The sequence below is a fragment of the Bordetella tumulicola genome (assembly GCF_054779135.1).
In genome coordinates, this window is the sequence record NZ_BAAGYU010000007.1 from 1,482,594 (window position 1) to 1,506,174 (window position 23,581).

Below are 23,581 nucleotides of genomic sequence, written 5' to 3' on the forward strand. Positions count from 1 at the left end.
TTCAAGCAGCTAGCCCCTGCGAATGCGCAATGATCGTCGCGGGGGTGCGCGCGGTCGCCGTCAACTCGTCGTATACCGTCAACAGATCCCGCCCCACTTGGTGCCAGGTGAACAAGCGCCTGGCGCGTCGTGCACCGGCTCGACCCATTTCCCGACACAGGCTGGCATCGCCCGCCAGGTATACCAGACGTTGAGCCAACGCCTCGGGATCTCGCGCCGGCACCAGGAATCCCGTCTTGCCATCTTTGACAGTGCTACGTATGCCTCCGGTATCTGATCCCACGACCGGCTTGCCGCAGGCCATGGCTTCGACTGGAGTGATGCCAAATGGCTCGTACCAAGGCGTCGTCACGAACACATCGCTGGCGCAGTAATAGCAGCTCAGATCCTGCCGGTCTTTGCGTCCCACAAAATCCACAAACGGCGTCACCTCGGATTGCGCCGCCACGCGGTGCAGACGCGCCAACTCGGGGCTATCGCGTTGATCTCCACCCACCACACACAGACGGGCTGGCACACCATGCAAGCGGCGCAGCAAACCCAACGCCTCAATGACATTATCGACCCCTTTGCGCGGCACCATTCGACCCAGCTGCAGGATGTGGAATTCCCCATCTTGCCAAGCGAGCCTGCGGCGCGCTGCACGGGTATCGATGAGGGACATTTCCTGTGGATCATAGCCACACGGCACCACCCGGATACGGCGAGGATCCGCATCATACAAATTCAGCAAGTCCCGTCGGTCTTGCGGGCATTCCGCAATAATCCGGTCGGCCTCACGAACAATGTCACTCTCAATCTGAAAACGGTTATCCGGAAAGCGATCCGCTTCGCGTTGATGCAAACGCCGCACGCGCCCCAACGCATGAAATGTCACCACCAGGGGCACACCATAACGCTGTGATACCGCCAGACTGGCCAGCGCCGACATGAAAAAATTCGCGTGCACCACATCGTAAGGCCGTGTCTGTCGACCGAAGTGCCGCAACAAGAAGGCCCCGAAATCGTCCATATAAGGCAAGAGATCCTCTTTGGGAACGTAGCGCGCAGGGCCAGCGGGTACGTGAATCACCCGGATTCCCGCCTGCCACATCACCTCGGACGGCAAGAGTGCATCGTCCCTGCGTGTGAAGATATCAACCTGATGTCCCGCCGCGGCAAACTGGCGCGCCGTTTGGGCCACGTAGATATTCTGACCGCCGCTATCCACACCGCCGGCCAATGCCAATGGCGACGCATGTTCACTGACAATCGCAATCTTATTCATGAGGGATTCTCCATACGGGAAGCTGGCCCGGCGATCCGGGGACGATGCGCCGGAGGCTGCTCGACGCTTTCGGCCCAAGAAGCAAGCGGTATGCCGCCTCTGCCCTCGTCCTACCGGACCAACGTCGTCGCGCACTTCTTACACAAGCCCGTAAGAAAAGCCTGAAACGATCAGCAGAACAAGGTTGAGCCACGGGCGCCAAGCACCTGGCATGGATTTTGCATGGCTATCTGAGTGCCCATTGAATTTATGCCGCCCCAAAAAGGAGATCACGTTGATGCACACCGCTCATGAGTTGCGTTTGCACCAGCAAACCGCCCTGACACCCCGCCTGCAGCAGTCGGTCAAACTACTGCAGATGTCAGCCCTGGAGTTCAACCAAAAGGTACAGCAGGCGCTAGTCGAAAACCCTTTCCTCGAAGAAGATGAGGAAACCACCGCTGCCTACGCTCAAGATGATGGCGGCGACGGTGCCGCCCTTTCTGCCGAACCTGCTCCGACCGTGGCGCCCTCTGTTCCGGTCACCGACAGCCATCTACCGGAATATTCGGGGGACTATCCGATTTCGCATCGCACCAATGACGGCGCGCTTATGGACATGGGACAGTGGGTAGGCGCCTCGGTATCGCTGCAAGAGCGACTGAACCAAGAGCTGCGTACCTATCGCTTGTCTCCGCGCGACCGACTGCTAGCCCAGTACATCGTGCAGGCGCTTGATGAGGATGGGTATTTACGCCAGCCACTGCAAGAACTGGCCGACCACTCGGTTTTCAGTATCCCGCCCGACGAGAGCGAATGGCGCGCCGCACTAAGCTTGGTACAACAACTCGACGCGCCTGGACTCGCAGCGCGCGACTTGCGTGAATGCCTGACCCTGCAACTGAGAGGGCTGGACACTCAACGCCCCGGCGTCGCACTGGCGCGCCGTATCGTCGCGCAGCACCTGGACATTTTGGCTCGGCACGACTATGAAACCCTGCAACGCACGCTCGACTGCAGCGACAATGATTTGCGGCAGGCCTGCGGCGTGGTGCGTTCGCTCGATCCGAGGCCTGGACGAAGCTATGATCAAGCTCCTCCCGCCTACATTGTTCCCGACGTCATCGTACGCAAAGAAAACGGACAATGGCAAGTCCATTGCAATCGTGGCGCCGTACCGCAGCCGCGCCTGCACCGCGTCTACGCGGATCTGTTTCGCTCCACGCGCTATCGCGACCGCGGTCCCATGGCGCAAGAGCTACAAGAAGCACGTTGGCTGGTGCGCAATGTCGAACAGCGCTACAGCACCATCCAGCGGGTCGCCGAGGCCATCGTGCGTATGCAGCACATGTTCTTCGAGTACGGCCCTGTCGCCCTGCGACCGCTGATGCTGCGCGAGATATCCGCCGAGCTCGATATCCACGAATCCACCGTTTCGCGCGCCACGACCAACAAATATATGGCCACGCCGATGGGCATTCTGGAATTCAAATATTTTTTCTCGCGCGAACTCGCCACCGACACGGGCGGAACATGCTCCGCGGGTGCAGTACGCGCCCTGATCACCGACCTCATTGATAACGAAGACCCTCGTATGCCACTATCGGACGTGGAATTGGCAAGCAAGCTCGCCGCTGACGGCATCGTCGTCGCACGCCGCACGGTGTCGAAATACCGCGCGCAGATCAAGCGGCCGCCTGCCGAAATGCGGCGTCAATACTAAGGGTCACGCGAGATTCTCTGACGCGGACTGCAGACGGTGGTTTCGTACGATGGCAATGCTGTTGCGTGACGGCGGTGGGTTCTTTAGGCGCCACGGTCGGCGCGGCATAGGCCCGGCCGGCCTAATCGAAACGGCTCGGCCCAACCAGGGGCCTCGGCCCCGCTGCGCGGGGCTGCCCGTCTCTCAAAAGGCCGACCAGGCCTATGCCGCGCCGACCGTAGCTCGCAATGTCTCCCAGTATCCGCTGTTCTTTGTGCGTCGATCGACAGTTTTTGGTGTGTTGGCATTGCATCGTGCTAACGCAGGTCAAGGCGATTTCAGCATCGATGGCAAGCCACTACTGTGAGTCCGTGTGGTCTGCGGTGTGGCGGCGCCGGCCTTTTGAGAGACGGGTAGCCCCGCGCAGCGGGGCCGAGGCTCCTGGTTGGGGCGAGCCGTTTCGATTAGGCCGGCGCCGCCACACCGCAGACCACACGGACGCCTCAATAGCGCTCTTCGAAACAATGCAGCCCCAACGGCAGCATTACTATGCACGCCGTGTTGAAGTACGACGCTGGCTTACCTGGCTATTCGATATATCGCGTGCGCGGGTACAGGAATTGCGTTGCGACGGATGAAGCATTGTCTTTCGCACCCTCTTCTCAAGGAGCAGCCATGACCATTTCTCGCGTTGTCCACGGCCTGGGCGCCGTTATTCTCGCCACCATGCTGGCCGCCTGCGCCGCGCATGACGGGCACCGCAGCACCGGCCAGTACACTGATGACACCGCCCTGACCGCTCGCGTCAAGGCAGCGCTCGTGCAGGCCGACCGCGTGTCAGCTACTGATGTGCAAGTGGAAACCTATAACGGTGTCGTCCAATTAAGCGGTTTTGTCATTGACCAAGAAGCCGCCAATCAAGCAGTCATCGCGGCACGTAACGTAGATGGCGTCAAGGAAGTGCGCAATGACATCCAGGTACGTGCTCCCAGATAATCAACGAATGCGATAACAGCGAACGAGTCAGGCGCGTGGTGTGTCTGACTCGCCGCCATGTGGGGCAATCCACGCGCGCCTTCTAGCCGTTGACAATCTGCCCACCGTTCGGATGCATGACCTGGCCCGATGTATAGCTTGCGTCATCGCTCGCCAGAAACACGAAGCATGGCGCCACCTCATCGGGCTGACCAGGTCGTTGCATTGGCGTGTTCTTGCCAAATGACGCCAGGCTTTCCTCAGGAAATGTCGACGGGATCAAGGGCGTCCAGATCGGCCCCGGCGCGACCGCATTGACCCGAATGCCACGCTCGGCCAACGACGTGGACAGCGAACGGGTGAACGACACGACGGCTCCCTTGGTGGACGAATAATCGATCAGCTTGGGATTACCGTGGTACGCCGTCACCGATGTCGTATTAACGATGGAGGCGCCTTCTGACATCAGCGGCAGTATTTCTTGCGTCAAGCGAAACATGGCAAAGAAATTGGTGCGAAACGTGCGCTCGAGCTGCTGGCGCGTGATGGATTCGAACGACTCCATCACGTGCTGCTCGCCGGCGTTATTGACCAGCACGTCCACCTTGCCAAATTCCTTGCGCGCCAGCTCCACCACCTGCTTCAGGTGTGCTTCGTCGCCCAGGTCGCCAGCGATCAACACGCAACGCTGGCCCGTTTCGCGTACCAGTCGCTCAGTTTCGCGGGCGTCTTCGTGCTCTTCCAGGTAGGTGACCAGCACATCGGCCCCTTCCTTGGCAAAGGCGACCGCCACCGCTCGCCCGATGCCGCTATCGCCGCCGGTGATGACGGCACACCGCCCGCGCAGTTTGCCGGCGGCCAGGTAATTTCGTTCTTCACCCTCGGGGCGCGGAGCCATGCGGTCCTGCCGGCCGGGCTGGGCCTGTTGACGTGGCTTGCCGTCATCGCTGGCTTGCGGGGTGCGGTGAGTAGACATAGGGCTGATCTCCTGAATGCTGATTGAACTCGCGCGCCATCGCGCGTACGTCAGTCAGCCTCGCAAGCCTTGTGCCTAGATATATGACGGCATTAGCGAATTAGAGATCACACGTGACGGCGACGTTATTACCTTGGCGCCCGGTCATCACCATAGGCTATCGCGGTCGCTTATCAACCACCCGTCGTGCTTTGCCCGTCAGTGTCCGCTCGACAAACCCGCACTCCGCCACCCTCACCCGGGCGGTCACGCCGACATAGGACTTGACGGCCGCCTGCAGTTGCTTGCCTAGCGCCTCGCGCTCCAGCTCAAGCAAATTCGCAAACTCGTCTCGCACCTCGGTCAGGATCTCCAATTCGTCCAGATTGCCGGTGCGCGTCAGCACCAACTGATAATGCGGTGCCAGTTGGGCGATTTTCAGGACCTGCTCTTCGACTTGCGTGGGGAACAGATTGACGCCACGCACGATCAACATGTCATCGCTGCGGCCCGTGATCTTGCCGATGCGGCGCATGCTGCGCGATGTCGGGGGCAACAGTCGCGTTAAATCGCGCGTGCGATAGCGGATGATAGGCATGGCCTCTTTGGTCAAGGAGGTAAAGACCAATTCGCCGGACTCGCCGTCGGCGACGGGTTCGCCGGTGTCGGGATTAATGATCTCTGCGTAGAAATGATCTTCCCACACAACCGGACCGTCTTTGGTCTCTACGCATTCACTGGCTACCCCTGGCCCCATGACTTCCGACAGACCATAGATGTCTACCGCGTCTATCCCGCCCTCGTTTTCGATGTCTTGCCGCATTTGGCCAGTCCAGGGCTCCGCCCCGAAAATACCAATGCGCAACGAGCTTTGACGCGGGTCGATCCCCTGGCGACGTTGTTCTTCGAGGATATTGCAGAAGTACGACGGCGTCACCATGATGATGTCGGGACGGAAATCGCTAATCAACTGCACTTGCTTTTCAGTCTGTCCGCCTGACATGGGGATGACCGTGCAGCCCAATTTTTCCGCGCCGTAGTGCGCGCCGAGTCCACCGGTAAACAGTCCATAGCCATAGGCGATATGCACGAGATCTCCTCGCTTGCCGCCGGCGGCACGGATTGAACGCGCCACCAGGTTGGCCCAGTTATCGATATCTTGCGCGGTATAGCCCACCACGGTGGGCTTGCCGGTAGTACCGCTGGAGGCATGCACACGGGCCACCTGTTCGCGAGGCACGGCAAACATACCAAAGGGATAGTTCTCGCGCAGGTCTTTTTTAACGGTGAACGGAAACTTGGCGATGTCCGATAATTGCTTCAGATCATCGGGATGCACGCCCGCCGCATCAAATGCTTTCTTATAGTGCGGCACGTTCTGATAGGCGTGCGCCACCGTCCATTGCAGGCGCTGCAACTGCAACGCCTCGATCTCGTCACGGCTTGCGTGCTCGATAGGATCCAGTCCGGGTTTGCTCACGGTATTGGACATGGGTTTGTCTCCTGAAATGCGGGTCGGTTTGGGGCCGTTTTATCAACGTGTTCAAAGCGCGGCAATACCTGCGCATCGGCTGCGGTCAAGGTGCTGCCGGTGTTCCGACGATCTGCCCTTTAATGCGATACGAGCGCCCCCGGAACAACGCCAGCTGCCGCCCGTCCTGATTGGTAATGGTGACGTCGTAGACGCCGGTGCGCCCGGCCAGCGAGCGCTCTTGTGCGACAGCGGTCAGGACATCACCCGCGAAGCCCGGCGCCAGAAAATCGATCGTGCATCCCGAGGCCACGGTGCTGACGTTGCGCGAATTGCAGGCAAAGGCAAAGGTGCTATCGGCCAATGCGAACATAAAACCACCGTGGCAGGTCTGATGGCCATTGAGCATGTCAGAACGCACGGGCATCGTCAGGCGCGCATAACCCGGCGCGATTTCCACGATCTGCATGCCCAGGCTCTGGGTAGCGAGGTCAACCGCGTACATGGCGGCGCCGACGGTCTCGGCCAAGGCTTGTGGGTCGGCGGGTATCTCGAGATCGGCGACCGCGGGGGACAAGGACACTCGTTCGCTCATCATCGTCCTTTGAACTGAGGCTCGCGCTTGCCCATAAAGGCGGCGACGCCTTCGGCATAGTCCGCACTGCGTCCCAACTCGCGCATCAAGTCGCGTTCCAGATTCAGCTGCGTCTCCAGGTCATTCTGCAGGCTCACTTGCAGGGCCTGTTTGGTGCCGGCCAAGCCGCGTGTGGGTGCCGAAGCAAAATGCGTGGCCAGCTTGTCCAGGGCCGCATCGAAATCGGCGTCCGGCACACATTGCCAGATCAGGCCCCAGTCCTGGGCCTGCTGCGCGCTGATCTTGTCACCCAGCATCGCCAGTCCCATCGCGCGCGCGCGTCCGACCAGGCGCGGCAAGACATAGGTCCCACCCGTATCGGGAATCAGGCCCAAACGGCAGAACGACTGGATAAAGCTGGCGGACGCTTTGGCGATGACGATATCGCCGGCAAAGGCCAAGTTCGCGCCAGCCCCGGCGGCGATGCCATTGACACCAACCACGACGGGCATGGGCAATGCGTTCAAGCGACGTACCAGCGGTGCGTAGAACTTCTCCACCGTTTCCCCCAGATCAGGCGGGATACCGTCCGCCGCCATCTGGCGTTCACTGAGATCCTGCCCGGCACAAAAGCCACGCCCCATGCCCGTCAGGATCAGGACACGCGCACCGTCGTTCTCGACGCGGGTCAGTGCGTCGGCGACTTCGCCATGCATAGCGGCCGTAAAGCTGTTGAGCTTGTCCGGGCGGTTCAGCGTCAAACGCGCGATACCGCCTGACAGGTCAAACAAAATGCTCTGGTACGTCATGAGATATCACCTAGTCATACATGGCGGCGCGTCTGCACCACCCGGAATCGGTTGGACACGAATGCCGAATCAGAGAGCGCGGCGTTGGCTGACGGATTGGCACCGGTTCCATGAAAATCACTGAACGCCGCAGTCTGGTTCACAAAGACAGCGCCGGTCAAGTTCAGCGATAGCGCGACCCCCGAGACCTCTGCCGCATCCTGTATGTGGTCGGCCACCGTATCGTCGGTCGTGTAGGCGGAAAAAGACAACGCGCCATGCTGGATCACGCTGTCGCGTGCCAGTTGGATACTGTGTTCGGTCGAGTCCGTGGCCACCACGAACGCAATCGGCCCGAACCATTCCTTGCTGATATCGGGATTGCCGGCCTCGGCGCGCAATAACAAGGGGGTATGCACGCGCGCCCCCTCGAATTGAGGATGCGTCAGCGCCTGGCTATCGGCCAGCACGGGCAGGCCCAGCGCACGCGCCTGCTCAACGCGTTTGACGATGCCCTCGTTCTGAATCGCCCCGGTCAGTTCCACCACCTTGGCGGGATCCGCGCACAGCTTGTTGATGGCCGTTCCCAGTGCTGCCGCGACATCATCAAAACTGACCGGTCCCTCGGCCGTCTGAATACCGTCACGAGGCACGTAGATATTCTGCGGCGCCGTGCACATCTGTCCCGAGTACAGCGTCAGTGAGAACGCCAGATTGCGCACCACGCCTTTGAGGTCATCGGCGGAATCGATGATCACTTGATTAACGCCGGCCTTCTCGGTGTACACCTGCGCCTGACGCGCATTTTGCTCCAGCCAGTTGCCGTTGGCGCTGCTGCCCGTGAAATCAATGATCTTGACGCTCGGGTCCTGTGCCAATTGCTGTGCAGTATCGTCGCTGGCTTCGTGCGCGGCGAGCTGCACGACGTCGGGATCAAACCCCGCCTCTTTCAGCACTTCGCGAGCCACCTGCACGGTGAGGGCCAATGGCAAAATCGCAGCGGGATGCGGTTTGATGATCACCGTGTTGCCAGTGGCCAGACTGGCAAACAGCCCCGGATAGCCATTCCAGGTCGGAAAGGTCGAGCACCCAATCACCAGCGCCGTACCGCGCGGCACCACGGTGAAGCGCTTTTCCATTTTGATGGGATCGTTCTTACCCTGGGGCTTTTCCCAAAGCGCAACGTCCGGAATGCGCGCCATTTCCTGCCATGCATAGGCCACGGCCTCCAGCCCGCGGTCCTGCGCATGCGGCCCGCCGGCCTGAAAGGCCATCATGAAACCCTGACCCGTCGTGTGCTGCACCGCATGGGCAATCTCGAAACTGCGCTTGTTAAGGCGAGCCAGTATCTCCATCGATACACCGACCCAGACCCGAGGGCCGGCACGACGCCAGGTCTCCTGCGCGCGGGCCGCGGACTGCACCAGCCTCGCAGGGCGCACGCGCGGATACGTGATGCCCAAGGCAAAACCATAGGGTGATTGCTCTGCCCCTACTGTCCCATCGGCGCCGTCCAGTGCCAATGGAAACGCCTTGCCGCGCAACGCCTCAAATGCGGCGCGCCCGTCCTCATTGGCCGTCTCGCCATAGTTGCGTGGACTGGGCGACTCCGGAAACGGGCTCCAGTAACCACGGTCGGCGGCGGCGGCTACAGCACGCTCTAGTACAGGCTGATGACGTTCAAAAAAATCTGATGACACGAGCGAATCTCCCGGATAAAACTATTTCAGATAAGCGTTCTAACGTTGTTGCCCGCGCAACCCGCCACGCTCAAGTTTCTTGATCAAAATCCAACACCAGCCGATCAGTGACTGGAAAACTCTGGCAACTGAGCACAAAACCGCGCGCGACCTCGTAATCCTCAAGGGCGAAGTTCGCGTCCATATCGACCTCGCCTTCGATGACCTTGCAGCGACATGTCGAACACACTCCACCTTTGCAGGAGTACGGCAGCTCGACTCCCTGCGCCAGCGCTGCGTCCAGCACACTGTCCTTATTCTTGTCGATCACAAAACTGCGGCTGTGACCGTCTTGCACCACCGTGACCTGGCACTGTCCCTTGCCGGGGGCTGTTGGCGCCTCTCGTCCCGTACGCAGCGCACGGGGTCCACGTGGTGCGCCAAATAGCTCGAATTTGATCTGCGATTTGGGTAAACCACGATCCTGTAAATGCTGCACCACACTGTCGATCATGGTGTGCGGGCCACAGACAAACGCAAAATCGATATCGTCAGGCGACATCCATGCCGACAGCAGTTGGTCCACCTTGTCGCCATCCAGACGACCGTTGAACAACTCAATATCCTGGTTTTCCCGGCTCATGATGTAAACCAGCGAAAATCGATCCATGTACTGGTTCTTCAAGTCCTCGATCTCTTCGCGAAACAACACCGACGACGACGCGCGATTACCAAAGAACAGCGTGAACCGGCTATGCGGTTCGGTCGACAACGCGGTCTTCACGAGCGAAAACACCGGCGTAATCCCGCTTCCCACCGCAAACGCCACGTAGTGGTGATGGTTCTCCGGCGAAAAATCCACCGTGAAATTTCCCGCGGGCGGCATGACCTCCAGCAGCTGCCCCGGCTGCAGCTCGTGATTGGCCCAACTGGAGAACGCGCCCTCGTCGACCTTCTTGATTGCGACACGCAACAGCCCATCGCCTGGCGCAGAACAAATGGAATAGGAACGACGCAGTTCCTCGCCATCGAGCTCGGTGCGTAACGTCAGATACTGCCCAGGGCGAAACGCAAACTGCGATTGCAGCGCTTCAGGTAAATCGAAAGTCACCACTACTGCGTCGCGCGTATTGCGCGCCACCGAAGCCACTTTCAGGGAATGAAACGGAGTCTGACTCATGACGCAATACAGCCCTGCTCAGTGTGTTTTGAAATAATCGAATGGCTCGCGACATGCATCGCAGCGATAAAGCGCTTTGCATGAGGTCGAACCAAAATGACTCACCAGCCGTGTCTGCGACGAACCGCAATGCGGGCACGCCACCGTAGGCTGCGCCACGCGCCGGCTGATGCCGGAAATATCAATCGCACGCTCGACCGGCGCGGCGATGCCATAGCCTTTTAGTGCCGCGCGTCCCCGTGCGCTCATCCAATCCGTCGTCCAGGCGGGCGCCAGTCGCGTCTGCACGTGCACCGCCCTAACGCCATGATCCGCCAGCGTGCGCCGAATATCCTCGGTGATCTCGCGCATGGCCGGGCAGCCGGAATATGTAGGCGTAATCGTGACCACACAGGTCTCGCCCTGCCACGCGACATCGCGTACTACGCCCAGATCCACCACGGACAACACCGGGATTTCGGGATCGGGCACGCTTTCCAGCCAGGTCATGATCTGGCTCGGCGGCACCGTGCTGACGCTATTCACCACACCGCTCCTGGATGGGCGCGTGGCAGGGATTGCATTTCGGCCAAGACATAGCTGAGCGCCTCGGTATGGCGTCCCTGACGGCCGCCCTGATAGGCTGCGTGCCCCGCGTCTGCTTCGCCGGGTATCGTCAGCGTCGCCTCGTCCAGTACCTCACGCACATGCGCCAGCCACGGTTCACGCAAGGCAGCCAATTCACCGGCCACGCCCCGTGCCACCATATCCTGATCGACGGCATCATCGACAAACAGCTCACCGGTATAACGCCATGCGTCGTCAATCGCCTCCTGCATCTTGGCATGACTGACATCGGATCCATCGCCCAGGCGCACCACCAGATCAGACGAACGACGCACGTGATAAGTCACCTCTTTCAGCGACTTCTCGGCGATCGCCGCCACACGCTCATCGCTGGACTGCGTCAAACGCTGCAGCAAGAAGTAATGCCACACGTCAAAAAAGAATTGCCGCGCCAGCGTGTCGCCATAGTGACCATTAGGCCGCTCGACCAGAATCAGGTTACGAAACTCATGTGCATGACGCAGATACGCCAATGCGTCCTCGTCGCGTCCCGCGCCTTCGACCTCCCCGGCCAGTGTCAACCACATGCGTGCCTGACCCAGCAAATCCAGCGCAGTATTGGTCAGCGCCAGATCTTCCTCCAGTGCCGGGCCGTGGCCACACCATTGCGACAGACGCTGCGACAGAATCAGCGTGCTATCGCCCAAGCGCAACAGGTACTCGAATAACGACTTATCCATATCCGTGCCCCGTCACATGTGCTTGATTTCGTCAGGCATCGGAAAAAACGTGGGATGCCGATAGACCTTGTTATTAGCCGGATCGAACAACGGCTCTTTATCGGCCGGGCTGCTCGCCACAATGTCCGCTGCGCGCACCACCCAGATACTCAATCCTTCGTTGCGCCGGGTATAAACATCGCGCGCATGATTAATGGCCATTTCGGCATCCGGGGCATGCAAGCTGCCCACATGTTTATGCGCTAGACCATGCTGACTGCGGATGAAGACTTCCCACAACGGCCATTCCTTGCTCATGATGCATACCCTTCAGTATCGGACGACGAGCGCCATCCAGAAAAATTCGCGTCGCGCGTTCGGCTTGACGTACGCCTACGCCGCCTTGCGCTGCGCCCGCTTCTCGGCATATGCCACCAGGCCCTCACGCACCCAGGCCCCTGCTTCGTGTGCTTGCTGACGCGCCGCGAGACGCTCGCGATTGCAGGGCCCATTGCCCTTGATCACCGCATAAAACTCAGACCAGTCAATCTCGCCAAAGTCATAATGACCGCGTTCCGCGTTCCACTTCAGATCGGGATCGGGCACCGTCAGACCCAGATACTCGGCCTGGGGCACCGTCTGATCCACCATCTTCTGGCGCAATTCATCATTCGAAAACAGTTTGATTTTCCAGGCCATCGATTGGGCACTATTAGGCGACTCGGCGTCCGAGGGCCCAAACATCATCAACGCCGGCCACCACCAGCGATTGAGCGCATCCTGACACATCGCCTTTTGCTCGGGCGTGCCATGCAGACACATCTGCATCAGCAGGTCATAGCCCTGCCGCTGATGAAAGGACTCCTCTTTACAGACACGCACCATCGCGCGCGCATAAGGACCATACGAACAGCGGCACAAAGGAATCTGGTTGATGATGGCGGACCCATCCACCAGCCAGCCGACCATGCCGATATCCGCCCACGACAATGTGGGGTAATTGAAAATGCTCGAATACTTTGCGCGCCCCGTCAGCAGCTCGTCGACCAACTCATCGCGCGATACGCCCAGCGTCTCGGCAGCGCTATACAGATACAGACCATGCCCCGCCTCGTCCTGCACCTTGGCCAACAAAATGGCCTTGCGCTTGAGCGAGGGCGCGCGAGTGATCCAGTTTCCCTCAGGCAGCATACCCACGATCTCGGAATGCGCATGCTGAGAAATCTGCCGGATCAGCGTCTTGCGATACGCCTCGGGCATCCAGTCTTGCGGCTCGATTCGTACACCGTCGTCCACGCGACGCTGAAAAGCCTGCTCGGGACCGGAGAGCTGATCCGTGCTGCGGACCTGTTTGATACCGGTTTCGACTAGCTGCGCATACATATTCGTCTCCTGAACGGTCGCAACATGGCCCCAAAAAGCACCCACGCCGGTCGTTTGTTTGACTTGGCTTAAGACGATTATTTAATACAGAAAATTAATTGTCAAAAGTATTTTTGTATCATATCAGAAATGTGTATCATGTCGGGAATTCTGATATCCGGCCTGAATTTCGATGGCGTCCCCCCCTTTTTCACTGGGCCACTACGTTGCCCAATTACTCAAAGACGACCCACCCCGCGCCAAATCGCTGTGCGTCAGTCTCCTGGGCGACGCCCTCGCCTGCCATGGCGGCGCGATCTGGCTAGGCGGCATCATTGAATTGCTGGAGCCCTTGGGTATCAACGAGCGGCTCCTGCGCACTAGCGTCTTCCGCCTTGTCGCCCAAGGCTGGCTCCAGGCCGAACGCCACGGACGACGCAGCCTGTACCAACTCTCGGAACAAGGCCTGCGACGCACCGCGCATGCCTCGCAACGTATTTACGATGGCCCGGCGGCCGACTGGAACGGCGACTGGACACTCGTCGCTCTGCCCCGTCTGGGCAACAACGGCCTGACCGAACGCACCGAGTTGCGCCGCGAACTAGAGTGGGAAGGCTTCGCCATGATCGCGCCCGGCCTGTTCGCCCACCCACAAGCCGACGCCCACACCGCCCACGAAATCCTCGAAAAGCTCGGCATTCCCGACAAAGTCCTGGTCCTCTGCGGCCGCGACCTGGCGGGCGCGGGCGGCCTACCCATCGCGAGCCTGGCCCCCCAATGCTGGAATCTAGACACCCTGGCCGCGCAATACCATCACTTTTCCAGCCAACTCTCCCCCCTGGACAAACTGCTGGACCACCCTGCCGCCCCCGCCGACGCCTTCGCCGCCCGCATGCTCCTGCTACACACCTGGCGCCGCATCGTCCTGCACGACCCGCAGCTCCCCGTGCCCATGCTGCCCGAGCACTGGCCGGGCCACGCCGCACGCGAGCTCTGCGGCAAGATCTACTGGAAATTGTTCGACGCATCAGAACAGCATCTAAATGCCATCGCAGGCAAAGACAACGATCGCTACACGCCGCTTTCTAAACAGGTCTATGCGCGATTCGGGGGGCGTCCGGCTTAGTCGTTGCAGTACTTGCTGATGCGGGGGGTCTCTCTATTGAGACGTCCCTGTCCGGTGCCATGGCCACGGTGGCCTGTTTGAGGATCGGGCAGTCCCGCGCAGCGGGACCGAGGGCGCCTGCATGCGCCCGAGCCGAGCCGATCAGGCCACCGTGGCCATGGCACCGGACAGGGACTCACAGTAGTAGCTTGCCCTGAGGACCATACGCATCGCGACACACAACGAACGCGGTATTACCAGCACCGGTGAATGGGAAGATAACGCGAGCCGAGGCCCCTGGTTGGGCCGAGCCGACGCGATTACGCCGGCGACGCCTACACACGACGGACCTCGGCGCATTAAGAACCAACAGCGCCTACACCTTAAGAAAGTGCTCGCGATAATACTTAAGTTCGTCGATGGACTCGTAAATATCCGCCAACGCCTCATGCTTGCTTTTCTTCTCGAAGCCCTTATACACCGCCGGTACCCAGCGGCGCGCCAGTTCTTTGAGCGTGCTAACGTCCAGGTTTCGATAGTGGAAAAAGCGTTCCAGGTTCGGCATGTAGGCGTACATGAAGCGGCGGTCCTGGCTGATGGTGTTGCCACACAGTGGGGACTTGCCCGCGGGGACGTGCTGCGACAGAAAAGCCAGCAGCGTTTGTTCTGCCTCGGCCTCGGTGAGCGTAGATGCCTTGACCTTGTCGATTAGACCGCTTTTGCCGTGGGTGGACTTGTTCCAGTTGTCCATGGCGTCGAGCAGACTATCGGATTGGTGCACAACGAGCACCGGCCCTTCGGCCACGACGGTCAGGTCAGGCTCGGTGACGACGACGGCCACTTCGATGATGCGCTCTTTGTTGGGATCAAGCCCGGTCATCTCCATATCGAGCCAGACCAAGCGGTTTTCGTTTGCAGCCATATAATTTGCCTATAAAACACCACATTTTCTCATACGTAACGCGAACTCCGTGCCCCTGCCTACTCTGACCCTGCTGTTTGTATTCTTTTTGGTTGCCGATCTGTGTGTGCGCCAATGGTTGGCCATGCGCCAGATTCGTCACGTCGCGCGCCATCGGGAACAGGTTCCGCCCGAGTTTTCACCGCGCATCGGCCTGACCAGCCACCAACGAGCGGCGGACTATACAGCGGCACGCGTGCGTCTCGGGATGCTGGAGCGGGGGTATGACGCGGTCATACTGGTGGGACTGACCTTGTTGGGTGGCCTACAGGCCATTGACCTGTGGATCGCGCAAGCCACCTCGAATGACTTGCTGCGCCAGTTGCTGTTGCTCGGTAGCGTAGCACTCCTGCTGGGCGTATTGGGCCTGCCCTTTACATTGTGGCGTCAATTCAAACTTGAGGCCCATTTTGGTTTTAATCGTATGACGCCCGGGTTGTTTGCCTCTGACTTGGTCAAGGGCGTCCTGGTGTCACTGGTATTAGGGGCACCTCTGGCAGCTGCCATCCTCTGGCTGATGGCCGAGGCCGGCAGTCTCTGGTGGGTGTGGGCATGGGGGCTCTGGACGGCCTTTAACCTGCTGTTGCTGTTTATTTTTCCGACCTTTATTGCACCACTATTCAATAAATTTACACCGCTGGCCGACGCGGAACTGGCGCAACGCATCAAACAGCTGGCACAGCGCTGCGGCTTTGCGCTGAACGGTTTGTTTGTGATGGACGGCTCGCGCCGCTCGGCGCACGGCAATGCGTATTTCACGGGCTTCGGTAAATCGCGCCGCATTGTATTTTTTGATACCTTGCTGGCTCGCCTGAATGCGGATGAAATCGAAGCCGTGCTGGCTCACGAACTGGGGCACTTTGCCAAGCGCCATATCATCAAGCGCATCGTGCTGAGCTTTGGCACCGCCCTGTTGTTTTTTGCCGTGCTTGGCTGGTTGGCTCAACAACCCTGGTTCTACGAGGGCCTGGGCGTGTTGCCTCGTTTCAGTGGGCGTAATGATGCGATGGCGCTGCTGCTGTTTTTCTTGGTGATTCCGGTCTTTACGTTTATGTTGACCCCGATTGCCAGTTGGTACTCTCGCCGCGACGAATTCGAGGCAGACCGTTACGCCGCTACGCAAAGCTCGTCCGAACAACTCGTCTCGGCACTCGTCAAGCTGTACGATGACAACGCCGCGACTCTGACACCCGACCCTGTGCACTCCGCCTTCTACGATAGCCACCCCCCCGCTGCCGTGCGCATCCGTCACCTGACGCAGCACGCATGAGCGACAACCTTCCCCAACCCCTGGAGGGCCGCATTATTGCGGCGCATGGCCGCCACTACGTGGTGGAATTCCCGGATGGATCAAAGCGGCATTGCTTTCCGCGTGGCAAAAAGACCGGTGCTGCGGTGGGTGATCGGGTGAAAATCGCCCCCCAAGGGCGCGACGAAGGCGTCATTGAGGCCATTCTGCCGCGCAGCAATTTGTTGTTTCGCTCGGACGAGACGCGTTCCAAGCAGTTCGCCGCGAACGTCGATCAGCTCTTGATTGTGGTCGCGGTCGAGCCCACGTTTTCGGATGATCTGGCCTGGCGCGCATTGGCCGGCGCCTGGAGCGTCGGTATCGAACCGCTGATCATCCTAAACAAAGTCGATCTACAAGCGGGTGTCGAGACAGCACGTGCACGCCTGGCGTCGGTGCGCGCACTGGGGGTCCCGGTGATCGAACTCAGCGCCCATGATCAGCCCACTGTCCATGCGGCGTTAGCCGATCGGCTGGCGGGTAAAGTGACGTTGCTCCTGGGCCAAAGCGGCATGGGCAAATCGACGCTGCTCAATGTGCTGGTGCCCGATGCGGACGCCGCCACACGTGAATACTCCTCCGCACTGGATATGGGGCGACACACCACCACCAGCACACGCCTATACCATTTGCCCGCGCCTGGCGGAGATCTGATTGATTCGCCGGGATTTCAGGCGTTCGGTTTGCAGCACTTATCGGGCGACGATATTTTGCGTGGCTTCCCGGAGTTCACGCCGCATATCGAGCGCTGCCGCTTTTATAACTGCACTCACCGGCACGAACCCGGCTGTGGCGTCGTCGCGGCGCTGCGGGCGGGCGAGATTGATACGGCCCGCTATGCGTTGTACGAGCGCATCCTCGACGAAAGCGAGGCCGCGCAGCGCTATTGACGCGCGCTCACGCTGCGTCGACCGGTGACTCCTCGTTGCCGACGAGCCCATGACGCAGCTTGTGATACAGATTGCGCAGGATGCCGGCCGTCGCCCCCCAAATGAAATATTGGTGCCAAGGCATCGCGTAGTACTGTCGCTCGCGTCCATCCGGCAAAGGGCCGCGATGGAGTCGGTGATTCGCCGGATCCATCAAGAAAGACAACGGGACCTCAAAGATCTCGGCGACCTCGAATTCATCAGGCGCCAGCGTGAACCCGGATCGCACCAGCGATAACACCGGCGTAATGGCAAACCCGGTCGAGGTGAGATACGGGGGCATGGTGCCCAGGACCTCGATATAGTCCGCGGACAGGCCGGTTTCTTCGTCGGTCTCGCGCAATGCGGTCGCGACCGGCGTGGCGTCGACCGTTTCGACGCGCCCACCGGGAAAACTGATCTGCCCGGCGTGGTCGTATAAATGAGCGGTACGCTTGGTCAACATGATGCTGACGCTCTCGGGGTGCACCACCAGCGGAATCAGCACGGCGGCAGGAACAGGCGGGCCGTCGCGCCCGGGATGACGATACTCTGTCGAGCCGAGTCGATCCTGAGGCCAGGCTCCGCTGTGAGTCAATACGCCACGCAGCCGTTCGGGGACCAGCAACTGAGGATCAATGGCCGTCAGTCCCGCATCAGCGGGCTGCCAAGGTTGAGTGGCGGGATCAAACGGGGGGGCCGCACGCGGCCGACGAGGACGAGTCGAAGGATCAGGCATACCAGCTACGAATGTGAAAAAGGCACCTTGTTAGGTGCCTTTTTAACCCGGATTGCCGGGAGGCGCGGTGTGAGCCAGCCGAGACGAACATCACACCGGCACGGATCAAGAAGCCGACTTGACCTTCTTGATGACCAGCTTTTCTTTAATACGAGCCGATTTGCCCGAGCGGCTGCGCAGGTAGTACAGCTTGGCGCGGCGCACATCACCACGACGCTTGACTTCGATGCTGGCGATTTGTGGCGAGTACAGTTGGAACGTACGTTCGACGGCTTCGCCGGACGAAATTTTGCGAACGATAAAAGCCGAATTCAAGCCACGGTTACGCTTGGCGATAACGACGCCTTCGTAAGCCTGTACACGCTTGCGGGTGCCTTCAACGACGTTGACGCTGACCACGACGGTATCGCCAGGGGCGAATTCGGGTAGAGGCGTGCCGCCGGTAAGGCGCTTGATTTCTTCCTGTTCCAGGATAGCGATGAGGTTCATGAGAACTCCAAGATCATCGTGCCTTGCGCTGTTTTTGCGTGCAGTATCGACCGAGGCCGGTACCTTTGCTATCCGCAAGCAGAGGATGAGGTTTGTGGTAAACCCAGCATTCTACATCAAATCAAGACTTTACGCGCCGCGTGATAGATAAACATGGCAAACAGACAGCGGGACGTTGGGGAAATGAGAGAGATCGGCGGATGACACGCCTGATTTAGCGGTACTCTTGCCGGCGTTGTTGTCATATTTCTGTCATTTTCGGTAGTCGTTGCATCGATGTCTTATGCGTCCCTGATATTAGTCGTCTTGGCGGCCATGGCCCACGCTACGTGGAATCTGTTAGCCAAGCGCGCCGCCATGGTGGGACCGGCGTTTGTGTTTGCCTATGGGCTATGCGCCACCTTGTTGTATGCACCCTGGGTCGTATGGATTTTGCTGCACGAGGGCATGACGTGGACGTGGCCCATTGTGTTCTGCATTCTGGCTTCCAGCGCCCTGCACCTGGGTTATAGCCTCTGTTTGCAACGTGGCTATCAGGTAGCGGACCTATCCGTGGTGTATCCCATCGCCCGCGGTACCGGTCCACTCTTGTCGACCACAGGCGCCTTTTTGTTGCTGGGCGAGCCCGCATCCTCCACAGGGATTGCAGGGATGCTCTGCGTCGTCGGCGGCGTATTGCTGATTGCCACGCAGGGAAAGCTCACGCTTTTTCGCCAGCCCCAGGCCTGGATCGGCGTACGCTGGGGCGGCGTCATCGGGTTATTTATCGCAGCCTATACCGTTGTGGACGCCTACGGCGTCAAGGTGCTGTTGATTATGCCCGTCCTGTTTGACTGGCTCACCTGCGTCGCGCGTACCGTCATGATGGCTCCCCACGTCGTGCACAGGCGCGCGGAAAGCTGGCAAGCCATGCGCGGGTATTGGGGATTGGCGTGGGCGATCGGCTTGCTGTCGCCACTGGGTTATATCTTGGTACTGTACGCCCTGCGCAACGGTGCGCCGCTCAGCCTGGTGGCCCCTGCGCGGGAAATGTCGATGATGCTCGGCACTCTGGCGGGCATGTTTCTTTTACGGGAAAACGTGGGTGTTGGTCGCCTGTTGGGATGTGCAGCCATTTTGGCTGGCGTCATATTGCTGGGATCGAGCTAAGACCTGCTACCCGGATCGGAGCCTCGTCGCCACGCCGATCAGAACCCTGCCGCGGCGCCGAGCCACATCATCCCGGGAATCAACGCCCCCCACATCGCGACCAGCAAGACATCCACCACCATTTGGCGAGCAGTGACGCCCTGGTTCAATGCTCGGGCCGCCGTCCCCATGGACTGGCTGTGTGCGGCCGACATGTCGATGGAGACAGACGCGGCTGAGACCGACACGTGGGCAATCCCGCCAACGGGTTGATCTACGACCGGCTGAGTCGCAACGGGCCGGCCAACAACGGGCTGCGCAGCGACCGGCGAAATCGTGACGTCCGACTGAGTCGGGACATAGCGGCGCCCCTGCGACAAGCCCGACGAAAAAGGCCATTTGGCTGGCTGGCGCAGCACACCGCCGGCGGCACGTGCAACGATGCGAGGCATCCATGCCGGCAAACGGGAAGGCAAAGAAATGGCGGAATCAGAAGCAAGCGTAGCAGTGGACATGAGAAGGCTCCGGTTAGAACAGCGCTAACTGCGGTGAGGATGAAAGCGGCAACGAGGATCTCGACTGCCGTGATGTGCCCTGCCCCACGCCGGAGGCAGGCATGGCATGGGACGCGGAATCTGCAACCCGGGGCGCCTGGAATAAATGCGTGGCCAACTGGGGCCGGGTGGTATTGAGGCCGAGTTTGCGCACAGCCAGGTTGAAACGCTGGCGCAACAGGTCGGCCCACAGACCCGTGCCTCGCATGCGAGTGCCGAACCGAGAGTCGTTGCGACGGCCGTTGCGTAAATCCTCGATACGATGCAGCACGCGTTGGGCACGGTCGGGGAAATGGGTTTCCAGCCATTCCTCAAAAACGGCTTTGACCTCCCACGGCAGGCGTACCACCGTATAGCTGGCATAGCAGGCACCCGCCTGACGGGCGGCTTGCAAAATGTGCTCGAGGGATTCGTCGTTGATAAACGGAATAACGGGCGCGACCAATACCCCGACGGGGACACCGGCATCCGCGAGCGTACGTACCGCCTGGAGGCGCCGCCACGGCGCCGAGGCGCGCGGCTCAAGCGTGCGGGCCATCTCGATATCCAGCGTGGTAATACTGATATAGACGGTGATCAAATGCTGCTCAGCCGCGAGCCGAAGCAAATCCAGATCGCGCTCGATCAGGGCGTTTTTCGTGACCACCGTGGCCGGGTGACGGGTCTGCCATAGCAGATCGAGGATGCCCCGGGTCAATTGCCATTGACGCTCGATGGGCTGATACACGTCGGTCGCCGATCCGATATTAATGGGGGATACGCGATAGCCCGGGCGCGCCAGCTCGGCACGCAGCACATCGACCGCATTGGCCTTGGCGACTAGCCGGGTTTCGAAATCCAGCCCAGGGGAATAGCCCAAGTAAGCATGCGTCGGACGGGCATAGCAGTAGACACAACCGTGCTCACAACCTCGGTACGGGTTGACGGCCACATCGAAGGGAATGTCGGGGGAGTCATTGCGAGACAAGAGCTTGCGAGCCTGCTCTGGCGCGACGGTGGTCTTGGGTGCCGGTTGGGCGACAATGGGAATGTAACCGCCCGGGAGATCTCCGCCGCAGCCATCGCCCTCGGAGACAGCCCCCTGGGAGGCGGTATCGTCCTGCCCGCTGGACCAACCGTCATCGACGGGTTCGCGCTCGGCTTGCTGGAAACGGTGCTGAACATTAGTAACCGCTCCCCGGCCGCGCAAGGCGGCGGGGGCGGTAGCCGGGGACCCAGAACCGGCGGAAAAAACGTAATCAGTGCGTTCCATGAAAGTACTGTACAAAAAACCAGTACTTTCAGCAAGCCCCAATTGCCCTTAACAGGCGAAATCTCACTTTACCCCAAGACGAGAGCGCCGTCTGAAGTATTGATTTCACACTCTGGAAATCGGCCGAAAACCCGCATCATTATTGGATTTAGACAAAAAACAACAGGCCACCACCCGGCAAGGTGATGGCCTGAACGCCCCGTTCGACAGCCTAGGTGAATTCCCTTAGCGCAACATACCCGCGGCAGCGGTCTGATGCGTGGCCGCGTCGATCAAAATAAACGCGCCGGTCGCCGGCGCATCCACATAGCGATCGACGGCCAGGGCTTCGCGCGTGGCAAATGAGACGCGCCCGATCTCGTTCATATTCAAGGTTCCGCTCGTGTTCTGCACCTCTTGCAACTCGTGAACATCCCGTTGCGTCAATACGCCCCGAATCTTGGCAGAGGTTAAACGCGTGCCATGCTTGAGCAAATATTTTCGTGCGGGATTCAGGGCCTGCGTATCCAGCCAGCACAGCTCGGCCTCGAACTCGCGCCCGACCCGTGCTGGCGCCTCGGCATGCGACAAGACATCGCCGCGCGACACGTCGACATCTCGGTCCAGCACCACCGTCACCGAATCCCCCACCACCGCCACATCGACGGCACGATCAAACGCCAGGATCTCTTTCACGCGCGCCGTCACGCCCGAAGGTTGCACGACGATGTCGTCGCCCGGGCGCAACTCTCCGCTGGCAATGCAACCGGCATAGCCTCGAAAATCATCGGCGCTCTCGCCGCCGTGGCGCGCCACCCACTGCACAGGGAATCGCAAGGGACGAATAGCCGCTTCGTTATCCAGGCCCAGCTGTTCCAGCAAACTCAACAATGGCGGGCCGTCATACCACGGCGCTTTAGCAGACCGATTGACAACGTTATCGCCCTCCAGCGCCGATAGTGGCAACACATGAAAGTGCGCGATATTCAGTCGACGGGCCAGGTCGGCATAGGCTTCGCGAATGCGCTCGAACACCGCCTGATCCCAGTCGATCAGATCCATTTTGTTCACCGCAACGACGATATGACGAATACCCAGTAAATGCGCGATGGTACTGTGACGCTTGGTTTGCGTCAGCAACTTGCCATCGGTGGCACGCGTAGCATCGATCAAGATAATGGCGGCATCCGCCGTCGAGGCGCCAGTCACCATATTGCGCGTGTACTGCTCATGTCCCGGTGCATCGGCGACGATGAACTTGCGCAGCGGTGTCGAAAAATAGCGGTAGGCCACATCAATCGTGATCCCTTGCTCACGCTCGGCCTCAAGGCCATCGGTCAGCAACGCAAAATCAATACCGTCACCCGCCACACGCTTGTACTTGGCACGCGAAATGGCATCGAGCTGATCGGCAAATACGCCTTTGCTGTCGTACAGCAAGCGTCCGATCAGCGTGGACTTGCCGTCGTCCACCGAACCGGCCGTAATCAACCGCAGTACGCCATTGTCGGTATCGGGCAAAAAAGAATCATTCACTGCGTTCATCCATTACTCCGAGAAACCTCGGCATTCACGCCGGGGAGGAAAGGGGCGCAGCCGTCAGGCTGCAGGATTGGTCTGATTTGAGCTGACGACTGGATAGAAATCCAGTTATTGGGTTTGACGCGGATAGCATCTTGGGCATGCAAACCAAACGTGCCTACCGATTCCGCTTCTATCCCACGCCCGAGCAAGCGATCACGCTGGCTCGCACGTTTGGTTGTGTGCGCGTGGTCTATAACCACATGCTTGCCCTTCGTTCGACGGCTTGGGCCCAGCGGCAAGAGCGTCTGGAATATCACGTGACCTCGGCTGCGCTGACGGCGCTGAAAAAGACGGCGGACCACATCTGGTTGAACGAGGTCAGTAGTGTTCCCCTGCAGCAAACGCTGCGCCATTTGCAAACGGCGTTTGTTAGTTTCTTCGCCAAGCGCACCAGATA

25 protein-coding genes are annotated in these 23,581 nt (G+C 59.8%); 8 read left to right on the forward strand and 17 right to left on the reverse strand.

Features of this window, described 5'->3' with window-relative positions; genetic code table 11:
- Position 1: 1 nt before the first annotated feature.
- Positions 2-1,267, reverse strand: coding sequence for a glycosyltransferase (locus tag ACYVDM_RS15100; RefSeq protein WP_415792968.1), 1,266 nt, complete (start codon positions 1,265-1,267; stop codon positions 2-4).
- 277 nt (positions 1,268-1,544) lie between these two features.
- Here ACYVDM_RS15100 and ACYVDM_RS15105 point away from each other — a divergent pair, with 277 nt between their 5' ends.
- The 3 genes from ACYVDM_RS15105 (at position 1,545) to ACYVDM_RS15115 (ending at position 3,944) form a co-directional block, all read left to right on the forward strand.
- Positions 1,545-2,969: an RNA polymerase factor sigma-54 gene (locus ACYVDM_RS15105; protein ID WP_415792969.1), complete on the forward strand. Its 1,425-nt coding sequence runs from the start codon at positions 1,545-1,547 to the stop codon at positions 2,967-2,969.
- A 49-nt stretch (positions 2,970-3,018) separates the two neighbouring features.
- A complete protein-coding gene (locus ACYVDM_RS15110) occupies positions 3,019-3,315 on the forward strand; it encodes a hypothetical protein (protein WP_415792970.1) in 297 nt (98 codons plus the stop codon).
- Between the two features lie 308 nt (positions 3,316-3,623).
- Entirely contained in the window at positions 3,624-3,944 is a 321-nt protein-coding gene (locus ACYVDM_RS15115; RefSeq protein WP_415792971.1) for a BON domain-containing protein, read from the forward strand.
- 82 nt (positions 3,945-4,026) lie between these two features.
- On the opposite strand, the gene ACYVDM_RS15120 is transcribed toward ACYVDM_RS15115, so the two are convergent.
- The 10 genes from ACYVDM_RS15120 to paaA form a co-directional block, all read right to left on the reverse strand.
- Positions 4,027-4,899: an SDR family oxidoreductase gene (locus ACYVDM_RS15120; protein WP_415792972.1), complete on the reverse strand. Its 873-nt coding sequence runs from the start codon at positions 4,897-4,899 to the stop codon at positions 4,027-4,029.
- A 157-nt stretch (positions 4,900-5,056) separates the two neighbouring features.
- Positions 5,057-6,370, reverse strand: coding sequence for a phenylacetate--CoA ligase PaaK (paaK, locus tag ACYVDM_RS15125; RefSeq protein ID WP_415792973.1), 1,314 nt, complete (start codon positions 6,368-6,370; stop codon positions 5,057-5,059).
- Between the two features lie 85 nt (positions 6,371-6,455).
- A complete protein-coding gene (gene paaI, locus ACYVDM_RS15130) occupies positions 6,456-6,926 on the reverse strand; it encodes a hydroxyphenylacetyl-CoA thioesterase PaaI (RefSeq protein ID WP_415792993.1) in 471 nt (156 codons plus the stop codon).
- A gap of 17 nt (positions 6,927-6,943) precedes the next feature.
- Entirely contained in the window at positions 6,944-7,732 is a 789-nt protein-coding gene (gene paaG, locus ACYVDM_RS15135; protein ID WP_415792975.1) for a 2-(1,2-epoxy-1,2-dihydrophenyl)acetyl-CoA isomerase PaaG, read from the reverse strand.
- A 14-nt stretch (positions 7,733-7,746) separates the two neighbouring features.
- Positions 7,747-9,411 carry a phenylacetic acid degradation protein PaaN gene (gene paaN, locus ACYVDM_RS15140; protein ID WP_415792977.1) on the reverse strand — a complete coding sequence of 555 codons (1,665 nt, stop codon included), beginning with the start codon at positions 9,409-9,411 and terminating at the stop codon, positions 7,747-7,749.
- A 70-nt stretch (positions 9,412-9,481) separates the two neighbouring features.
- Complete coding sequence (paaE, locus tag ACYVDM_RS15145; protein ID WP_415792978.1) at positions 9,482-10,570, reverse strand: 1,2-phenylacetyl-CoA epoxidase subunit PaaE; 1,089 nt, start codon at positions 10,568-10,570, stop codon at positions 9,482-9,484.
- 18 nt (positions 10,571-10,588) lie between these two features.
- A complete protein-coding gene (gene paaD, locus ACYVDM_RS15150) occupies positions 10,589-11,059 on the reverse strand; it encodes a 1,2-phenylacetyl-CoA epoxidase subunit PaaD (protein ID WP_415792994.1) in 471 nt (156 codons plus the stop codon).
- A gap of 32 nt (positions 11,060-11,091) precedes the next feature.
- Entirely contained in the window at positions 11,092-11,856 is a 765-nt protein-coding gene (gene paaC, locus ACYVDM_RS15155; protein ID WP_415792979.1) for a 1,2-phenylacetyl-CoA epoxidase subunit PaaC, read from the reverse strand.
- Between the two features lie 12 nt (positions 11,857-11,868).
- The gene (gene paaB, locus ACYVDM_RS15160) at positions 11,869-12,153 is read right to left on the reverse strand and encodes a 1,2-phenylacetyl-CoA epoxidase subunit PaaB (RefSeq protein ID WP_230664500.1); all 285 of its coding nucleotides are present in this window, start codon (positions 12,151-12,153) and stop codon (positions 11,869-11,871) included.
- A gap of 75 nt (positions 12,154-12,228) precedes the next feature.
- On the reverse strand, positions 12,229-13,218 hold the full coding sequence (gene paaA / locus ACYVDM_RS15165; protein WP_415792980.1) for a 1,2-phenylacetyl-CoA epoxidase subunit PaaA: 990 nt from the start codon (positions 13,216-13,218) through the stop codon (positions 12,229-12,231).
- 172 nt (positions 13,219-13,390) lie between these two features.
- Between paaA and paaX the strand changes: the two genes are divergently transcribed.
- Positions 13,391-14,323, forward strand: a complete 933-nt coding sequence (gene paaX, locus ACYVDM_RS15170) for a phenylacetic acid degradation operon negative regulatory protein PaaX (RefSeq protein ID WP_415792981.1) — start codon at positions 13,391-13,393, stop codon at positions 14,321-14,323.
- Between the two features lie 355 nt (positions 14,324-14,678).
- Here paaX and orn read toward each other — a convergent pair whose 3' ends face one another.
- Complete coding sequence (gene orn / locus ACYVDM_RS15175) at positions 14,679-15,224, reverse strand: oligoribonuclease (protein WP_415790912.1); 546 nt, start codon at positions 15,222-15,224, stop codon at positions 14,679-14,681.
- 49 nt (positions 15,225-15,273) lie between these two features.
- On the opposite strand from orn, the gene ACYVDM_RS15180 reads away from it, so the two are divergent.
- Both ACYVDM_RS15180 and rsgA read left to right on the forward strand, forming a co-directional pair.
- Complete coding sequence (locus ACYVDM_RS15180) at positions 15,274-16,533, forward strand: M48 family metallopeptidase (RefSeq protein WP_415790910.1); 1,260 nt, start codon at positions 15,274-15,276, stop codon at positions 16,531-16,533.
- Positions 16,530-17,441, forward strand: a complete 912-nt coding sequence (gene rsgA, locus ACYVDM_RS15185; RefSeq protein WP_415790908.1) for a ribosome small subunit-dependent GTPase A — start codon at positions 16,530-16,532, stop codon at positions 17,439-17,441. Before ACYVDM_RS15180 ends, rsgA begins: the two co-directional genes overlap by 4 nt.
- 7 nt (positions 17,442-17,448) lie before the next feature.
- Here the strand turns inward: rsgA and ACYVDM_RS15190 are convergent, their stop codons facing one another.
- Both ACYVDM_RS15190 and rplS read right to left on the reverse strand, forming a co-directional pair.
- A complete protein-coding gene (locus ACYVDM_RS15190) occupies positions 17,449-18,198 on the reverse strand; it encodes a CoA pyrophosphatase (RefSeq protein ID WP_415790906.1) in 750 nt (249 codons plus the stop codon).
- Between the two features lie 105 nt (positions 18,199-18,303).
- Positions 18,304-18,687 (reverse strand): 50S ribosomal protein L19, encoded by a 384-nt coding sequence (rplS, locus tag ACYVDM_RS15195; protein ID WP_415790904.1) that lies wholly within the window; start codon positions 18,685-18,687, stop codon positions 18,304-18,306.
- Between the two features lie 276 nt (positions 18,688-18,963).
- Here rplS and ACYVDM_RS15200 point away from each other — a divergent pair, with 276 nt between their 5' ends.
- Positions 18,964-19,836 (forward strand): EamA family transporter, encoded by an 873-nt coding sequence (locus ACYVDM_RS15200; protein ID WP_415790902.1) that lies wholly within the window; start codon positions 18,964-18,966, stop codon positions 19,834-19,836.
- A 38-nt stretch (positions 19,837-19,874) separates the two neighbouring features.
- Here ACYVDM_RS15200 and ACYVDM_RS15205 read toward each other — a convergent pair whose 3' ends face one another.
- From ACYVDM_RS15205 to ACYVDM_RS15215, 3 genes are all read right to left on the reverse strand, one after another.
- Complete coding sequence (locus ACYVDM_RS15205) at positions 19,875-20,330, reverse strand: hypothetical protein (RefSeq protein WP_415790900.1); 456 nt, start codon at positions 20,328-20,330, stop codon at positions 19,875-19,877.
- A 13-nt stretch (positions 20,331-20,343) separates the two neighbouring features.
- Positions 20,344-21,621, reverse strand: a complete 1,278-nt coding sequence (locus ACYVDM_RS15210; protein WP_415790898.1) for a PA0069 family radical SAM protein — start codon at positions 21,619-21,621, stop codon at positions 20,344-20,346.
- 225 nt (positions 21,622-21,846) lie between these two features.
- Positions 21,847-23,145 carry a sulfate adenylyltransferase subunit 1 gene (locus ACYVDM_RS15215; RefSeq protein WP_415790896.1) on the reverse strand — a complete coding sequence of 433 codons (1,299 nt, stop codon included), beginning with the start codon at positions 23,143-23,145 and terminating at the stop codon, positions 21,847-21,849.
- Between the two features lie 137 nt (positions 23,146-23,282).
- Here ACYVDM_RS15215 and ACYVDM_RS15220 point away from each other — a divergent pair.
- Positions 23,283-23,581 (forward strand): helix-turn-helix domain-containing protein (locus ACYVDM_RS15220; protein ID WP_460475411.1); only part of this gene is annotated, 299 nt, incomplete at its 3' end.

What these genes read in the sequence shown, in the direction of transcription:
- ACYVDM_RS15100 (WP_415792968.1), bottom strand. Translation starts at nt 1,267, where the DNA reads ATGAATAAGATTGCGATTGTCAGTGAACATGCGTCGCCATTGGCATTG.
- ACYVDM_RS15105 (WP_415792969.1), top strand. Translation starts at nt 1,545, where the DNA reads ATGCACACCGCTCATGAGTTGCGTTTGCACCAGCAAACCGCCCTGACA.
- ACYVDM_RS15110 (WP_415792970.1), top strand. Translation starts at nt 3,019, where the DNA reads ATGGCAATGCTGTTGCGTGACGGCGGTGGGTTCTTTAGGCGCCACGGT.
- ACYVDM_RS15115 (WP_415792971.1), top strand. Translation starts at nt 3,624, where the DNA reads ATGACCATTTCTCGCGTTGTCCACGGCCTGGGCGCCGTTATTCTCGCC.
- ACYVDM_RS15120 (WP_415792972.1), bottom strand. Translation starts at nt 4,899, where the DNA reads ATGTCTACTCACCGCACCCCGCAAGCCAGCGATGACGGCAAGCCACGT.
- paaK (WP_415792973.1), bottom strand. Translation starts at nt 6,370, where the DNA reads ATGTCCAATACCGTGAGCAAACCCGGACTGGATCCTATCGAGCACGCA.
- paaG (WP_415792975.1), bottom strand. Translation starts at nt 7,732, where the DNA reads ATGACGTACCAGAGCATTTTGTTTGACCTGTCAGGCGGTATCGCGCGT.
- paaE (WP_415792978.1), bottom strand. Translation starts at nt 10,570, where the DNA reads ATGAGTCAGACTCCGTTTCATTCCCTGAAAGTGGCTTCGGTGGCGCGC.
- paaD (WP_415792994.1), bottom strand. Translation starts at nt 11,059, where the DNA reads ATGACCTGGCTGGAAAGCGTGCCCGATCCCGAAATCCCGGTGTTGTCC.
- paaC (WP_415792979.1), bottom strand. Translation starts at nt 11,856, where the DNA reads ATGGATAAGTCGTTATTCGAGTACCTGTTGCGCTTGGGCGATAGCACG.
- paaB (WP_230664500.1), bottom strand. Translation starts at nt 12,153, where the DNA reads ATGAGCAAGGAATGGCCGTTGTGGGAAGTCTTCATCCGCAGTCAGCAT.
- paaA (WP_415792980.1), bottom strand. Translation starts at nt 13,218, where the DNA reads ATGTATGCGCAGCTAGTCGAAACCGGTATCAAACAGGTCCGCAGCACG.
- paaX (WP_415792981.1), top strand. Translation starts at nt 13,391, where the DNA reads ATGGCGTCCCCCCCTTTTTCACTGGGCCACTACGTTGCCCAATTACTC.
- orn (WP_415790912.1), bottom strand. Translation starts at nt 15,224, where the DNA reads ATGGCTGCAAACGAAAACCGCTTGGTCTGGCTCGATATGGAGATGACC.
- rsgA (WP_415790908.1), top strand. Translation starts at nt 16,530, where the DNA reads ATGAGCGACAACCTTCCCCAACCCCTGGAGGGCCGCATTATTGCGGCG.
- ACYVDM_RS15190 (WP_415790906.1), bottom strand. Translation starts at nt 18,198, where the DNA reads ATGCCTGATCCTTCGACTCGTCCTCGTCGGCCGCGTGCGGCCCCCCCG.
- rplS (WP_415790904.1), bottom strand. Translation starts at nt 18,687, where the DNA reads ATGAACCTCATCGCTATCCTGGAACAGGAAGAAATCAAGCGCCTTACC.
- ACYVDM_RS15200 (WP_415790902.1), top strand. Translation starts at nt 18,964, where the DNA reads ATGTCTTATGCGTCCCTGATATTAGTCGTCTTGGCGGCCATGGCCCAC.
- ACYVDM_RS15205 (WP_415790900.1), bottom strand. Translation starts at nt 20,330, where the DNA reads ATGTCCACTGCTACGCTTGCTTCTGATTCCGCCATTTCTTTGCCTTCC.
- ACYVDM_RS15210 (WP_415790898.1), bottom strand. Translation starts at nt 21,621, where the DNA reads ATGGAACGCACTGATTACGTTTTTTCCGCCGGTTCTGGGTCCCCGGCT.
- ACYVDM_RS15215 (WP_415790896.1), bottom strand. Translation starts at nt 23,145, where the DNA reads ATGAACGCAGTGAATGATTCTTTTTTGCCCGATACCGACAATGGCGTA.